This window comes from Chitinimonas violaceus, from assembly GCF_052601015.1.
This window is the reverse complement of the sequence record NZ_JBQXDJ010000019.1, coordinates 25,439-40,520: the sequence shown is the minus strand read 5'-3', so window position 1 is coordinate 40,520 and position 15,082 is coordinate 25,439. Positions and strand designations below refer to the sequence as shown.

The 15,082-nt window shown below is 53.6% G+C and carries 11 protein-coding genes; 4 read left to right on the top strand and 7 right to left on the bottom strand.

The annotated features are described in order from the left end of the window. Window positions 1-47: 47 nt before the first annotated feature. The 6 genes from ACUHMQ_RS08895 to ACUHMQ_RS08870 form a co-directional block, all read right to left on the bottom strand. On the bottom strand, window positions 48-665 hold the full coding sequence (locus tag ACUHMQ_RS08895; protein WP_445295104.1) for an NUDIX hydrolase: 618 nt from the start codon (window positions 663-665) through the stop codon (window positions 48-50). An 81-nt stretch (window positions 666-746) separates the two neighbouring features. Further along, complete coding sequence (locus tag ACUHMQ_RS08890) at window positions 747-3,503, bottom strand: TonB-dependent receptor (protein WP_445295103.1); 2,757 nt, start codon at window positions 3,501-3,503, stop codon at window positions 747-749. Between the two features lie 460 nt (window positions 3,504-3,963). Further along, the gene (locus ACUHMQ_RS08885; protein WP_445295102.1) at window positions 3,964-4,560 is read right to left on the bottom strand and encodes a trimeric intracellular cation channel family protein; all 597 of its coding nucleotides are present in this window, start codon (window positions 4,558-4,560) and stop codon (window positions 3,964-3,966) included. 217 nt (window positions 4,561-4,777) lie between these two features. Beyond that, a complete protein-coding gene (locus ACUHMQ_RS08880; protein ID WP_445295101.1) occupies window positions 4,778-6,898 on the bottom strand; it encodes a 3-hydroxyacyl-CoA dehydrogenase NAD-binding domain-containing protein in 2,121 nt (706 codons plus the stop codon). Window positions 6,899-6,910: 12 nt separating this feature from the next. After that, a complete protein-coding gene (locus tag ACUHMQ_RS08875) occupies window positions 6,911-8,116 on the bottom strand; it encodes an acetyl-CoA C-acetyltransferase (protein WP_445295100.1) in 1,206 nt (401 codons plus the stop codon). 84 nt (window positions 8,117-8,200) lie between these two features. Further along, window positions 8,201-9,250 (bottom strand): FUSC family protein, encoded by a 1,050-nt coding sequence (locus tag ACUHMQ_RS08870; protein ID WP_445295099.1) that lies wholly within the window; start codon window positions 9,248-9,250, stop codon window positions 8,201-8,203. A gap of 333 nt (window positions 9,251-9,583) precedes the next feature. Between ACUHMQ_RS08870 and ACUHMQ_RS08865 the strand changes: the two genes are divergently transcribed. From ACUHMQ_RS08865 to ACUHMQ_RS08850, 4 genes are all read left to right on the top strand, one after another. Further along, window positions 9,584-10,720: an acyl-CoA dehydrogenase family protein gene (locus ACUHMQ_RS08865; protein WP_445295098.1), complete on the top strand. Its 1,137-nt coding sequence runs from the start codon at window positions 9,584-9,586 to the stop codon at window positions 10,718-10,720. 128 nt (window positions 10,721-10,848) lie between these two features. Beyond that, window positions 10,849-10,998, top strand: a complete 150-nt coding sequence (locus ACUHMQ_RS08860) for a hypothetical protein (protein ID WP_445295097.1) — start codon at window positions 10,849-10,851, stop codon at window positions 10,996-10,998. 30 nt (window positions 10,999-11,028) lie between these two features. Next, window positions 11,029-12,134, top strand: a protein-coding gene (locus tag ACUHMQ_RS08855; protein WP_445295096.1) for an IS3 family transposase whose coding sequence is annotated in 2 segments (ribosomal slippage) — window positions 11,029-11,287 and window positions 11,287-12,134 — 1,107 coding nt in all. Because the reading frame shifts where the segments join, the coding sequence is not laid out codon by codon here. Window positions 12,135-12,220: 86 nt separating this feature from the next. Beyond that, window positions 12,221-12,985: a DUF4124 domain-containing protein gene (locus ACUHMQ_RS08850; protein ID WP_445295095.1), complete on the top strand. Its 765-nt coding sequence runs from the start codon at window positions 12,221-12,223 to the stop codon at window positions 12,983-12,985. 88 nt (window positions 12,986-13,073) lie between these two features. Here ACUHMQ_RS08850 and ACUHMQ_RS08845 read toward each other — a convergent pair whose 3' ends face one another. Further along, window positions 13,074-14,681 (bottom strand): NAD(P)/FAD-dependent oxidoreductase, encoded by a 1,608-nt coding sequence (locus ACUHMQ_RS08845; RefSeq protein WP_445295094.1) that lies wholly within the window; start codon window positions 14,679-14,681, stop codon window positions 13,074-13,076. Window positions 14,682-15,082: the final 401 nt, after the last annotated feature.

Genomic DNA, 15,082 nt, shown 5'->3' with positions numbered 1-15,082 from the left:
TGAAACCTCTCTCGCAGACCGAGAGTTTCATATACATAAGTAACGGGTCAGTCAGCCTTTTGGAGGTTGGATTCGGGCAGCAGTGTGTGATACAGGGTCATCAGCATGCCAGCCGTGGCCCCCCAGATAATCTTGCCTTGCCAGTTCAAAGCGTAGGTTACGGCTCGCCGTTCCGGTAAGTTGAATACCTTGTCGGTGAAATTGCGCCTGTCCAGGAGAAAGGCAAGGGGAACTTCAAATGCTTCAGCCACTTCATCCTCTTGCAGCACCAACTCGAATCCAGGCTTCAAGAGGCCAACCACCGGCGTCACCCGGTAGCGCGATATCGTTACATACTGCGCCAGTCTGCCCACAGGGGTGACCAGATTGGCAGCAATCCCTACCTCTTCTTCTGTTTCACGCAAGGCTGCTTGCTCGGGGGTCTCATCAAGCTCCATCCGACCGCCAGGAAAACTGATCTGGCCGGCATGCTTGGTCAGTTTCTCCGTCCGTTTGGTGAACAGCACGGTTGGTCCGTTGGCATGCAGTACGATAGGGACCAGCACAGCTGCCGGCGTTGCTTCTTCCGACGGCACAACATCACCGGTCGGCGCGAGCTTGACGGCATCAAGCCGCTGAGCCAGCCAGCTATGGGCGCTATTGAGGTCTAGGGGAAGGGGCAACATCCTTTCATTTTACCAGCAGCTGGCAAAAAAGCGCCTTGCAAGGCAAGGCGCTTTCCCGGACATGGTACGTATCGAAGCAGCTTAAAACTTGTAGGTACCGCTTATATAGAAGGTACGCAACAGGTCATCCGTATATCGCGGATCGTAACCGACCTGATGACCGGAGCTATTACGGAGCGAAAGTGGTGGTTTGCGATTAAACAGATTCTTGATACCGCCACGTACTTCCGCCACTTTGTTGACGGCGTATCTGCCTTGCCAATCTACTGTCGTGTACGACGGTACTTCAAGACGGAAATTTCTTACAACCTTATTGGCAGCGACATCCCGAACTGTTGATGGTGCATCGGTATAACCAGAACGGTAATTGACGGTCAACGAATTGCTCAATGCCCCGGTCTGTAACGTTGCATTCAACTTGCTAATCACACGGAACGACACCGCATTGTCGATACCAAAGTAACCTAAGCTGGTAGTCCAGTCGCTGCCTGTGCCGGGTTTTGTGTATTCCGACTTCAGCAGGTAGGTACCCGTAAAGTTGGTGGTGAGTGTGCCGAACGGCAGCTTGGCACGACCTGTTGCATCCCAATCGATACCACGGCGACGTGATTTACCAATGTTGGTAGTTACTTCATTAAAGGCCCAATAGGTATTGCCGGTCTCTTGCTCGGTGTAAGTGCTGAATAGGTTACGGTATTTCTCAACGTTAGCGAACGCAAGCTGTTCTGTAACAGACGATACGGCATCTTTGATTTGAACGTCCCACAGGTCCGCACCGAACGAGATGGCTTGGCTGGGTTCGACGCGGAATCCGATCGTGAACTGTTCGGATTTTTCTGGTTTCAGTTCTGTATTGCCGCGACGGTATTCATCATATTGAGCACTGCCAGGTTTGCAATAGTTTCTGTTCTCTGCTCTCAGTATGGCTGGGCAATCATAGCTGGATGCTGTAACGCCATGATGAGTAATAGGTTCAGCAATTTCCAGCATACTCGGTGCCTTGAAGCCGGTTCCCAATGAACCACGAATAAGCAGGGCTTTGGTAGGCTGGTAGCGTGCAGAAAGCTTAAAGGTGCTCGCGCTCATACGTTTACCAACCGTTTGGTTGGAAACACCATCGTCGATTGCCGAAATGGTGTCGTAACGAGCGGCGGTGGTTACCTCCAGTTTATTGTTTACCGGCATGTTCAACTCGCCGAACACGCCGATATTGGAACGCTTCATGTCGTAGCGGGCTTTGGCGTCGACGGCATAAAGCAAGTTATTAACGGCAGCTGCTGACGGTGTTTGTGTGAAGTCGTATTCCCGGTAATCTGCACCCAGTCCTACGCTGGCCATACCGCCAGCCAGCTCGAATATTTCACGCGAGCCCCGTGCGTCGATCCCCTTCAAGGTAGAGGAGGCTTTACGAATTGAACCGTTGAATAAGGAGTTCCGGATCAGTTGCTGCGTGTTGGCGCTCTGGCTGCCAATTGGCGCAAATGGGTCAAAGGCGTTCGTGTTCAACATGTCGGTGAATTCTTTCGCCAACATGTAGCCACCGGTGTATTGCTCATCAAGCGAATTGCGTGACCAGGTGACCGCGCCACTGGTATTCCAAGCGCCTAAGTCTGCCTCGGCTCCGAAAACCAAATGGGTAGAGTCGGTAATGGTCCGGCTATCACGTGTACCCCAGTCGTAGGATCGATAGTTTCCTGAAATACTCTTTACTGCAGCCCGCTGCGCGGGGGTCAGGTTGTTTTCGATGTAAGTGGTATAAAGGTTTGGCGTATTTTGGGCGGTGAATGGAATGCTGAACGGCACAACATTTGGTGCAATTCGTGCGGTCAGATCGAAGCGTGACAGGGCAATGTCAGAGAAGAGGGTGACATTGTCACCAACCTTCAATCGGCCTGAGGTGAAGAAGCTATCTCGCTTGTTTTCAGGCACCGTCTCGACGGTAGCTGCAAAATCAAAGTTACAGGCGTTTGGGTTGGTGATGCTTTCAAAGGTTAGCCTTGGGCAATTCCCGTTAGCCAATTTGTATGGGTTGAAAGTGATCGGATCAAGGTTGGAGGCATCCGTGAAGGTTACGGTTGCATTGGCGGGGATAGAAGACGCACTTGTACGATCGTAAATGTAGTCCCTACCGCCATTGTTGAAGTGGATAAAGGCGGTCTTCGAGAAATCGCGATCGGTTGCCTTCATCGCTTTTTGCTCGTCATGGCGGTAAGACATCAGCACGTTGTAACCGTCGCTGCTGATATCTCCGATGCCGTAGGTGGCGCTGACGTTCCAGCTGTTGCCACCGCTTTCTTGTGGGGCTTGGTATAGGGTCTCAATCTGACCACCCTGAAGGTTCTTCTTCAGAATGAAGTTAAGTACGCCGGCAATTGCATCTGAACCATATAGTGCCGAGGCACCATCGGTCAGTACCTCAACGCGTTCTACCGCGCTCATGGGGATGCCATTGAGGTTGACGGCGCTGCCCAGGCCAGGTGCCGGCGCAACGCGACGGCCATTTAAGAGTACGAGGGTATATTCTTCACCGATGTCGTGAATCGAGGCGCTGACGCGACCACCGGAATCACTTCCTGCTGCAATCGCACCGATGGTAAAGCCTTGCATGGCAGGTAGTTTTTGTACGAAGTCAGCAACCGTAACGGCACCGCTGCGGTCGATATCTTCGCGCTTGAATTGTTGTACAGGCAGCGCACCTTCTTTGACGATGCGCTTGATGCTGGAACCGGTGATTTCAATCTTGTCGGCTTTTTGAACGGTCTCATCAGCAACTGCGTGGTGTGCCATGCCAACCGCACCCATCAACAGGATGGCTTGGCTGATTTTATTGAGTTTCATGCGATCTCCCCTGAGGTGTCTCAGGTCCTTCCAGGTGTCGGGACTGTGAACAGCAGCCGGTCTGGCCGCTACTGTTTGCTCGCCGATCAGATGGTGGCGGGCTAACGGTGGCTGATGCTACCGGATGAGAGAAGGCGTGTTGAAGCTGGTAACAAATTTGTTATGGAAATGTTGCTAATTCGCAAATATCTATATTGTTAATTGATAAATATATTCCAGGCCCTTATTTAAAGCGGATGACACAGGTATTCTGTTGGATCGGGTATTAAAAGATCAGAAAATGGGCTGACTGATAATTCCGCATTTGCTCTAATTTCTTAGCCTGATCAACGCCTCGAGAGCTGAAACGGGGCAAAGCGGAAATGCCCTGAATTTCTGCAATTAGAACCTGTTCACAATTTGTCGCGAGCAGCACATAAGCCCTGATCACGGCTGCGCAGTAAGATCGTAAACAGTTTCTTTAGACAGTAGGTAGGCGGAAATCCCGTGTATGGGCAATAAGACGAATAGCCAAGCCCAAAGTAAACAAGCCCCAAAGTACCTGATTGCCGGTGTGGCCGAATATCTGGGTGGTATACAGCAAAGCAGCCATCAAGATGGCGACCGTGCCATAAAAATCCCGGTCGAGAATAAATGGTACGTCGTTGACCAGCATATCGCGCAATACACCGCCGCCTACTGCTGTAATAAAGCCTACGCAAAGCACGCCGAATAAATTAAGCCCATAGTCGATACCAACTTGTGCACCTGCAAGGCTAAAAGCAATCAAGCCAATTGAGTCGGCCAGGACAAATACGCGGTGCATATGGGCATTCCAGCTTTTATGCAGGCTGAAGATCCATGCCAGCGCCAAGGTGGCAATGATGGTGCTGACTGGGGAGGCGTCCTGGAAAACGATGGGCACTCTATTAAGCAATACGTCGCGTACGACTCCGCCGCCAATCGCGGTCAGAATCGCGACAATCAGAACGCCTAGCAGATCGAACCGCTTCTTCACGCCGACGAGATAACCCGATACGCTGAAGGCGGCAGTACCTACAAGGAACAGCCAGTCCATGTCGAATAATGCAAATACGAGTGTTGGCCAGTGCATGGAATGGATTGTTGGGCGACAGGGATGGGAAAAGCCAGAAGGATTGTTACTACGTTGTTTACGGCATGCAGCTTTCAGCCACAGCTGGGAGCAAAGTCCCTGTCCTATAAGGTTGAAAGGGGGGCGATTAGAGCATAATCGTCCCTCCTTGCCCAAGCGATTAAAGCGCTTACAATCTGGCTTAAGATCTTACTACTTGCTCAGCCAACCACGCCGGTACGCTGAACCGCGAGCCATACTTTTCGGTAAAACCTTTGGCGCGGGTAATGGCGTTCTCTATGCCGTACTGGTGCAGGTACTGCGCAGTGCCGCCAGTCCAGGCGGGAAAGCCTAAGCCAAGCAAGGAGCCGACATTCGCGTCGCGCTCATTTTCCAGCACACCTTCGTCAAAGCACCGGGCGGTTTCCAGTGCCTGGGCAAACAGCAAGCGATCGATCAGATCCTGGATGTTGGGTAGTGGTTGATTGGGTTTGGCAAAGGCTGCCAAGCCGGGCCAAAGTTGTTTGCCGCCTTCGGCTGGGTAGTCATAGAAACCACCGCCAGCCGTACGGCCTTTGCGATTGAATTCGTGGATCATCCGGTTCAGCAAGGTATCGGCAGGGTGGGGTACATAGTTCGTACCAAGATCGGTTTTGGCCTGCTCGGTGACATGCTCGCATAAGCTCAGGCTGACTTCGTCGGTTACGGCGAGCGGCCCGACCGGCATGCCTGCTTGCAAGCCGGCTTGTTCAATCATGGCTGCTGGAATGCCCTCCAACAGCATTGCCATGCCCTCATTCACATAGCTGCCAAATACGCGGCTGGTGAAGAAGCCGCGGCCATCGTTGACCACAATCGGTGTTTTGCCCAGCTGTTGAACAAAGTCATATGCACGTGCCAAGGCGGTGGTACTGGTTTGCTCGCCTTTGATGATCTCAACCAAGGGCATCTTGTCGACCGGGCTGAAGAAATGCAGGCCAATGAAGTTGGCAGGACGTGTACTGGCAGTGGCGAGTCCGGTAATGGGCAAGGTGGAGGTATTGGAAGCAAACAGCGCATCCTGGCTCAGTACGGTCTCGGTTTCGCGCGTTACCTTGGCTTTCAGCTCGCGATTTTCGAATACCGCTTCGATGACGATTTCGCAACCAGCCAGGTCCGCGGTGCTCTCGGTAGGTTGGATGCGTGCCAGAACTGCAGCTGCCTCAGCTTCAGTCTTACGGCCCTTCTCGACCTGCTTTTGCAAGAGCTTGGCGGAGTAGGCCTTGCCCTTTTCGGCAGCTGCGAGGCTCACGTCCTTTAGCACCACCGCTATGCTTTTACTTGCAGCGGCCCAGGCTATGCCCGCACCCATCATGCCTGCGCCCAATACGCCAATTTTTTCCACCTTGTTTGGGGCGAAACCCGCAGGCCGGCTGGCCCCTGCCTTGATCTCATTCATGGCGAAGAACAGGGTGCCTATCATGTTCTTGGCGGTTTGACTGCAAACCAGCTCGGTGAAATAACGGCTTTCAATGCGGCAGGCTGTAACGAAGTCGACTTGAGCGCCTTCCACCATGGCAGCGAGTGCACGTTCACTGGCCGGGTAGTTGCCACGGGCTTTCTGATACAGCATGGCGGGTGCTACAGCCAGCATTTGCGCTACCTTAGGATGGGTCGGTGCGCCGCCAGGCAATTTGTATCCGTCACAGTCCCAAGGTTGCCAAGCTTTAGGGTTGGCTACTATCCAGTTGCGGGCTTGGTTCAACATCTCTTCTTGTGTGTCGGCAAGCGCGTGGATTAGCCCTGCTGCCAAACCTTCCGGCGCTGAGAACTGCTTGCTCTCCAGAATATAGGGAAAGGCTGCCTGTAAACCCAACAGGCGCACCATGCGTGTTATACCACCCGCACCGGGTAGAAGCCCCAGGGTGACTTCGGGCAAACCAAAATGGCGTTTGTCGCCAGTCAGGGCGATGCGATGGTGAGCCATGAGAGCCACCTCCCAACCGCCACCCAGCGCTGCACCATTAAGGCATGCCACCACCGGCACCCCAAGGGTTTCGATCTGGCGCATGCTGCGTTTCAGTGCTTCCACCATATGAAAGAAGCTTTCTGCACCGTCTTTGGGTATGGCGATCAGCTCATTCAAGTCGCCACCGGCAAAGAACGATGATTTGGCGGATGTGATGATGATGCCGCGTAATTGGGTACGGTCAGTATTGAGGCGTTTTGCGATTTCAGCGAGGCTGGCGCGGAAACCAGCGTGCATGGTGTTGACTGGGTTGGTCGGGTCGTCCAGGGTGAGGGTGGCGATGCCGCTATCGTCGAGCAGGTAATGGATTGTCATCGTATTTTTCCTTTAGACGCGTTCGACAATGGTGGCAATGCCCATCCCACCGCCAATACATAAGGTGGCCAGCCCATAACGTTTCTGCTGGCGTTCCAGTTCATCCACCAGCGTGCCCAGTATCATTGCCCCGGTAGCGCCCAGTGGGTGCCCCATGGCAATCGCACCGCCGTTGACGTTGATTTTGTCCATGCCAATACCCATTTCCCGGGCAAAGCGCATCACCACAGCCGCGAAAGCTTCGTTCACTTCGAAAAGATCGATGTCGTTCAAAGTTAAACCTGCTTTGGTCAGTGCTTTGCGCGCAGCAGGGGCTGGGCCCGTGAGCATAATGGTGGGGTCGGTACCGGTAAGTGCAGTCGCGACGATACGAGCACGGGGTTGCCAGCCATAGCGGCGGCCGGCGGTTTCGCTGGCAATCAGGACCAGCGCTGCGCCATCGACAATGCCTGAAGCGTTACCAGCGTGGTGGACGTGATTGATGCGTTCAACCCATGGGTAGCGTTTCAGCGCTACGGCGTCGTAACCCATGCTGCCCATCTGTTCAAAGCTGGGCTTGAGTTTGGCCAGCCCTTCCAGCGTGGTGCCGGGCTTGATGAATTCATCTTCCACCAGGATGGTGATGCCATTCTGGTCGCGCACTGGTACCACAGAGCGGGAGAAATACCCGGCTGCTTTGGCGGCAGCAGCGCGTCGTTGGCTTTCAACTGCGTAGGCATCGACATCGGCACGGTTGAAACCTTCCAATGTGGCGATCAGATCCGCGCCGATGCCTTGAGGTGCGAAGCCGAGTGCGCGGGCAGTCTCCGGGTCGGTCGCCATGGCCCAGCCGTCAGAACCCATCGGCACACGTGACATTGATTCCACACCACCGGCTACCACAATCTCTTCCCAGCCGGAGCGTACTTTCTGCGCAGCAAGGTTGACTGCTTCAAGGCCCGATCCACAAAAGCGGTTTACCTGCACACCTGCAGCTTGCCAGTCCCAGCCTGCTGCCAACGCTGCGGTTTTGGCGATGTCGCCTCCCTGGTCGCCCACGGGGGTAACACAGCCCAGTACCACATCGTCTACCTCGGCGGTGTTAAGGCCGGTACGGGTTGTCAGGGCGTGCATCAGGCCGGTCAGCAAAGAAACCGGTTTTACTTCATGCAAGCTGCCATCGGCTTTGCCTTTGCCGCGCGGGGTACGAATGGCTTCGTAGAGGAATGCTTCAGACATGGGGGAGTTCTTTCGCGAATGAGACAAGCAAACATAGAGCAAGCAAGCGCTAGACTGAAGTGGTGCCTGATCGAATTATGGCAACTATGTTGTTGGCGTATTACGCAAACGTGCCCAAAAGTGCCGTCGCGCCTGGGGATTGAAGACGAGCATGCAGAGAAAGGCGACAGCGGAACCCACTAGCGTATCCACAACACGTTCGTGAAACAGAACCAAACTCTCCGCGTGCCCAGCCTCACCCAGCGTGAGGTCGAACAACACCAGGATCAGTGTCGTCATGGTGGCTGACTGAGCCCATTGGTTTTTGGCAAGGGCGATGGGCCGCAGGAAGGCTAGGCTGATGACGCAAGCCAACAGTATGGTTGGGTCATGCGCATAGTGGCTGATTACCCATGCCAGCCCGGCACCGACCAGCGTACCGAATACAGTCAGAAACAGCCGTCGCAGGCTGTCTGGCCCATCAGGGCGGGTCACAAACAGGATGACAGCAGCCACCCAGGCAGGCCGTTGATAACCTAGCCATAGCGCCAGTAGCAGACCGCCGGTAACAGCTACACAAAAGCCGGTGGCATGCAGCCAACCTGCGTTATGGCCTGCCGCGATCCAGCGGCCGGCATGGCGTAAGCCTTCGTGAACACTGGGTAGAGCACGCGGAAAGATCAGGCTGTCCAACCATACTGCCAGTAAGCCGATGGTGAGGCCCAGGCCGAAATAAGGCAGACCATGCGGCGGCAGTGCCGGGGTAAAAGCGTAAACCAGCAGGATCAGCGCGGAGAAACGCAGAATGGTTTCGACGGCAATACCGCTGCCATCAATCCAGCCAATACCAAAGCTCAGTACGGCAAGCGTCAGGAACAGAATGTGGTGATGTGGGCCGAGCCAATAACCAGCCACCGCGCTGGCGACAACCAGCAAAAGACCAGCCAATTGGGTGATCAGCCGATGGCGCAATGTTCCGCCAAAATCTAGCAGGCTGGCGTACAGCCCACCCACCGCACCGAACAGCAGACCGTAGGGTTGATGTAACCAGACGGCGATAGCTGTAGGAATGGCTACGCCGATAGCTGCACAGACAGCTTGGCGCCAGGGTAAGGCCCCATCGTGTAACTGAAGTAGGTGAAACGGGGTTTGCATAAGTATCTTACTGAATAAGAAGACTATTCCTGCTATGGGCGAGTACGGTAGATGCTCGAAAACTACCCTAGAGGAAGACGATATCAGCGTAATTCATACAACTTCAGCCTGCTTAGTCCTCAAATTTCCAACAGGGCGATAATTTCTGTTGAGCGAGTGTTTGGGTTGGTTCGGTGCTGTGCTTCACTCTGCTGACAGCTGTTCGTGACAGATTGTGAACCGGTTCTTAAAGCCTGCTCAAAGTCTTGTACCAGTCTATGGGGTCTTGAGCAGGCCTTTAAAAGCATTTCCGATACTCAGCCATATCCAGACGCTAAAAAACCAGGAGACAACATGATCCCTCGCCGTCATTTCGATGCTGAACATGAGCTTTTTCGCACCAACTTCCATCGCTTCATCGCCGAAGAAGTCACCCCGCACCAGCGTGAATGGGAAGCTGCGGGTATGGTGCCACGGTCAGTCTGGCGACGAGCTGGCGAGTTGGGCTTCTTGGCGACGTTTGTCGATGAACAGTACGGTGGTGCTGGATGTAGGGACTTCAGATACGATCAGATTGTTTCCGAAGAGTTGGGTTTTTCCAATGAATGGGGATTGGCGTTGAACCTGCACTCTACGCTGGTTGCGCCTTACCTGGATGAGTTCGGTACCGAGGAGCAAAAGCAGCGTTACCTGCCGCGAGTGGTGTCGGGCGATTGTGTGCTGGCGGTGGCGATGACTGAGCCCAATACCGGTAGCGACCTTGCGGGCATTCAGACCCGTGCCGAGGATTGCGGTGACTTCTGGTCGTTGCGGGGAGCAAAGACTTTTATCTCGAATGGCGTGAATAGCGATCTGGTCATTGTCGCTGCCCGTACTCATCCCACTGAGAAGCGGGGTTTATCGCTGTTCTTGGTGGAAAAAGGGTGGGCCGGTTTTGAAGTGGGCCGCAAGCTGGAAAAGATTGGCCAACACTCGCAAGATACGGCGGAGCTGTATTTCCACGATGTCAAAGTACCCAAGCAAAATCTGCTGGGCGAGCCCCATGCTGGTTTCAAAATGCTGATGCGCATGCTGGTGCCCGAAAGACTGACCTGTGCGGTAGGCGCGGTGGCGGCAGCGAATGCTGCATTTTCGATGACGCTGGCCTATGTAAAGGAGCGCAAGGCATTTGGCCAGACCTTGTTTGACTTTCAGAATACGCGATTTGAATTGGCCGCTATCAAAGCCGAAATCGATGTTGGCCACGTCTATGTTGACCGGCTGGTCATGGAACACAACGCCGGCACGCTTGATGCGGTTGACGCTGCCGAAGCTAAACTGTGGACCAGTGAGCTCCTGGGCCGTGCGGCCGATCGTTGCCTGCAGTTGTTTGGCGGTTATGGCTTTATGGCCGAATACCCGATTGGCCGGCTGTGGGCATCGGCACGCGTGGCGCGTATCTATGCCGGGTCAAGCGAGATCATGAAAGAGATTATCGCCAAGGCGATGTAACTGAAGTGGCTAAAGCGCAGGCGGTTCACAACCGCCTGCTGCGCGGCCTGCCAAGCCGGACGTGTAGCTTCGAAGGGTGGCATTCAAGACGTTTGACGATAGTAGCTTACCGTCAACATTTCCCATTGATGGCCATCTGGTTCGTTCCAGTAAACAATGCAGCCGCCGTGCTGCGTGTTGACTTGAAAGTCGACCGGCCCATGGACATTACTCCGGTACGGTATGCCAGCTGCTTTGATACTGACCTGTCCGGCGATATTCGGACCAAGCTGATCTAGAGATAATGGCTCCTCACCGGAGGAGCTGTGATGAAGAAGAGTCGATACAACAACGAACAGATCGTCAGGATATTACGGGAAGCCGATCGGGCTACGATCCCGGAGGTCGCCAACCGCAACGGTGTCAGCGAAGCGTCGATTTACGCATGGCGCAAGCGATTTGGTGACATGGTCAGCGATGACGTGAAGCGACTCAAAGTGCTGGAAGCAGAGAACACGCGGCTGAAGAAGCTGGTCGCAGAGCGGGATCTTGAGATTGAGGTCATGAAGGAGATCGCCGCAAAAAAATGGTGAGCGCACAGGTGCGCCGAGAACAGGCCTGCTTTGCGATTCACCGAGGCTTGGCTCAACGACGGGCGTGTGCGCTGCTGCAAATCAGTCGATCTACGCTGTACTATGCATTGAAGATGCCAGCCAAGAATGCGTCGGTGATCGAAGCGATGCATAAGCTCTCTAGTCAGTATCCTCGCTTTGGTGCGCGCCGTATCCGTATCTTATTGGGGCGTGAGGGGATCGCAATCGGCAAGGACCGGTGCGCGGCATTATGGGCGAGCGCCTGCCTGCAAGTACCCCGGAAACGACGCCGCCGAGTGGCTGGTGGACGGCCCAGGCCTTATGCCGCAGCAAGTCGCAATGCCGTCTGGTGCTATGACTTCGTATTTGACGCCTGTGCAAACGGGCAGCAATTAAAATGCCTAACCATCGTGGATGAGTACACGCGGGAATGTTTGGCAATCGATGTCGCAGGGTCTATCCGCTCATGGCGCGTGATCGAAGTGCTAAGCCGGTTGATCAGTCTGCACGGCGCACCGCGCTACATTCGATCAGACAATGGCCCGGAGTTTGTCAGCACCGTACTGCTGAAATGGGCTATTGAGGAGCGTATTGAAACCGCCTTCATCGACCCTGGTAAACCTTGGCACAATGGTACCAACGAAAGCTTCAACGGCAAGTTCCGCGACGAGTGTCTGGCGATGGAATGGTTTCGGAACCGGCTTGAGGCTCGTGTGGTGATCGAAGATTGGCGAGTACACTACAACGAAGTCAGGCCGCATTCGAGTTTACAGTACCAAACCCCGGCGGAATTCCGCCGGAAGACCGAGCAGGTTTCAACCACTGGAGCCGTAATTCTCTAGAGTGAAATGGTCCGAAAAAACCAGGCAGGTCAGCTTCTTGTTGTACATCCAATCACACATACATATCGAATAGAGAGTTTCAGGAAATGTACTTAAAGAATTCCGTTAATAACCTGCGTTGTTTCCTATGGGTAGGGTTGCTGGTCGGTATCGTTCCATCAGTGATGGCTGGGAAGGTTTATAAATGCACCAAAGCTACAGGGAGCGTGCAGTATTCGAGCATACCCTGTTCAGCTGATCAAAAAGGTAGCGCTATTCGTACGGTTGAAAGTGTTATTTCAGGTGATGGAAAAACAGGTGAAACTAATAGCCAAACAAATGTTTGTATGCAAGCTACAGCAGAATATAACGTCGCGAGGAGTGAAGCCCCTTGCTATGGTGGTGGTGGAAATTGCAATACTGATCGTATTGCTCAATTGGAAAAGAAGATAGAACAATCCTGTACAGAAAACAGCAATGATACGGCTGCGCTTTTAATTAGAAGTCTAAATGATAAGAAAAAGGCAGAAGAAATTCGAGTTCAGCGTGAAAAAGCCAAAATAGAAGAAGAGCAGCTTCGTAAAAAGCAGCATGAAGAAGAACAGCTCAATAAAAAGCGGTATGAAGAAGAACAGCAGCGAGTTAGGCAGCAAAGAATAGAGGAGGAGCTTAGCCAAATGAGGGCCGAACAGGAGCGGTTCCGGTTGATGCAACTTCAAAGGGAAAGGGAAGAAAGGGAGCGGCTTCAGGAACTCAGAAGGTTGCAACATTGTGCGCTAGGCAATCCAAGCGACCCTACTTGCCCTAATAAAAATCCGGTAAATAACACGTTACCGGTTGATTGCCCGCCTGGGAAGTTCTGTGCTCGGTAATTGAAGTGACTAGTTCGGCTCACAGATGAAGTGAACCTCACCGAGGGGGTTATGAAGATGCAGCGTATACGCTGCATCTTACTGTGGCTCAAGCTGCTCTATTCAATACACTCAACGCCACAGCTTCCGCTACCTTGATGCCATCCACGCCGGCAGACAGAATCCCACCTGCGTAACCTGCACCTTCACCGGCTGGGAATAGACCACGAACATTAAGACTTTGGCAGTCGTCACCCCGTGTGATGCGTAGCGGCGATGAAGTGCGGGTTTCTACGCCGGTCAATACAGCATCGTGCATATCAAAGCCTTGGATCTGTTTGCCGAATGCGGGCAGTGCTTCACGCATTGCTTCGATCGCATAAGCAGGTAAGGCGGTGGAGAGGTCACCTAGTTTTACGCCAGGCTTGTAAGAGGGCTCGACAGTACCGAATTGGCTTGAAGGGCAGTTGGCGATGAAGTCACCGACGAGTTGCCCTGGCGCTTCGTAGTTGCTGCCACCAAGCACATAGGCATGCGATTCGAGCTGGCGCTGGAAGGCAATCCCGGCAAGCGGACTACCAGGGTAGTCGTCAGGTGTAATGCCAACCACAATGCCGGCATTGGCATTGCGTTCGTTACGCGAATATTGGCTCATGCCATTGGTGACAACGCGATTGGGTTCGGATGTGGCGGCGACTACCGTGCCACCTGGACACATACAGAAGCTGTATACCGAACGGCCATTCTTGGCGTGATGCACAATTTTGTAGTCGGCCGCACCCAGTAAAGGGTGGTCGGCATGTTTGCCAAAACGCGCTTTGTCGATAATTGACTGCGGGTGTTCGATGCGAAAGCCGACTGAAAATGGCTTGGCTTCCATGAATACCCCGCGCTCATATAGCATTTCAAAGGTATCTCGGGCGCTATGGCCTAGCGCCATCACGACGTGGTCCGTAGGGATTTGTTCGCCACTCGCGAGTGTAATGCCGCGTACCGTACCGTTTTCGATCAATACATCGGTGACTTTTTGCTCGAAACGGATTTCACCGCCGAGTGATTCGATGGTTTCGCGCATCTTTTCTACCATGCTTACCAGGCGGAAGGTGCCGATATGCGGTTTGCTGACGTAGATGATTTCCTCTGGCGCCCCGGCTTTGACGAATTCGGCAATCACCTTACGGCCAAGGTAGCGTGGGTCTTTGATCTGGCTGTATAGCTTGCCGTCCGAAAAGGTACCCGCACCACCTTCACCAAACTGCACGTTGGACTCCGGGTTCAACACATTCTTACGCCACAGGCCCCAGGTGTCCTTGGTGCGTTGGCGTACTTCCTTACCACGCTCCAATACGATGGGTTTGAATCCCATTTGCGCCAGCAAAAGCGCTGCGAAGATGCCGCAAGGGCCGAAACCGACTACCACTGGCCGATGAGGCAGGTTGGCCGGAGCCATACCAACCAACTTGTAGTCCATATCGGGCGTGGGGACGATTTTATGGTCAGTGGCGAAGCGCTTTTGTATACCGGCTTGATCAGCCAGCTCACAGTCGACGCTATAGATCAGGCAAAGCGGGTGGCCACGTCGGGCGTCGTAACTGCGCTTGAATACGGTAAAGGACTTCAGCCCCTCGGGTTTGATCTTCAGCCTTTGCACAATCGCTTCTGGCAGAGCCTCGGGAGCGTGGTCAAGTGGAAGGCGGAGTTCATTGAGGCGCAGCATGGGTGGTCCAGTATTCAATCAGCGGGAAGCAGCCGGCACACTGCAGGGGTAAACCGGCCAAAACGCGTATTGTAAGTTTTTGTCGCAGTTCGGGGGAGTTGGTGCTGTCAGGTGGCAAGAACCCAATCCAAGTCTCGCGAGTTAGAGCAAGTCAAGGCGAAAACAGCCGAGGAAGCGGAGTTTACGCATGGTAAATGAGCATTCCGAGGATGTTCCAATATTGTATTGCTGACGCGCAGTAGACTTTGGAGGGGTTCTGGAAGCGGTTCAAATGTGTACGAACCAGCGTATTTTCTGTCAAAAGTCAGGAATGTTTTGCAGGTTTGACGGATATGTAAATAAGGGTGTGGGCAGCCTTATTGCGGCAATGTGCTATGCAATACTCAATTCAGTCTTTTCAG

What these genes read in the sequence shown, in the direction of transcription:
- ACUHMQ_RS08860 (WP_445295097.1), top strand. Translation starts at nt 10,849, where the DNA reads ATGGCCATCTGGTTCGTTCCAGTAAACAATGCAGCCGCCGTGCTGCGT.
- ACUHMQ_RS08850 (WP_445295095.1), top strand. Translation starts at nt 12,221, where the DNA reads ATGTACTTAAAGAATTCCGTTAATAACCTGCGTTGTTTCCTATGGGTA.
- ACUHMQ_RS08895 (WP_445295104.1), bottom strand. Translation starts at nt 665, where the DNA reads ATGTTGCCCCTTCCCCTAGACCTCAATAGCGCCCATAGCTGGCTGGCT.
- ACUHMQ_RS08870 (WP_445295099.1), bottom strand. Translation starts at nt 9,250, where the DNA reads ATGCAAACCCCGTTTCACCTACTTCAGTTACACGATGGGGCCTTACCC.
- ACUHMQ_RS08845 (WP_445295094.1), bottom strand. Translation starts at nt 14,681, where the DNA reads ATGCTGCGCCTCAATGAACTCCGCCTTCCACTTGACCACGCTCCCGAG.
- ACUHMQ_RS08880 (WP_445295101.1), bottom strand. Translation starts at nt 6,898, where the DNA reads ATGACAATCCATTACCTGCTCGACGATAGCGGCATCGCCACCCTCACC.
- ACUHMQ_RS08865 (WP_445295098.1), top strand. Translation starts at nt 9,584, where the DNA reads ATGATCCCTCGCCGTCATTTCGATGCTGAACATGAGCTTTTTCGCACC.
- ACUHMQ_RS08890 (WP_445295103.1), bottom strand. Translation starts at nt 3,503, where the DNA reads ATGAAACTCAATAAAATCAGCCAAGCCATCCTGTTGATGGGTGCGGTT.
- ACUHMQ_RS08885 (WP_445295102.1), bottom strand. Translation starts at nt 4,560, where the DNA reads ATGGACTGGCTGTTCCTTGTAGGTACTGCCGCCTTCAGCGTATCGGGT.
- ACUHMQ_RS08875 (WP_445295100.1), bottom strand. Translation starts at nt 8,116, where the DNA reads ATGTCTGAAGCATTCCTCTACGAAGCCATTCGTACCCCGCGCGGCAAA.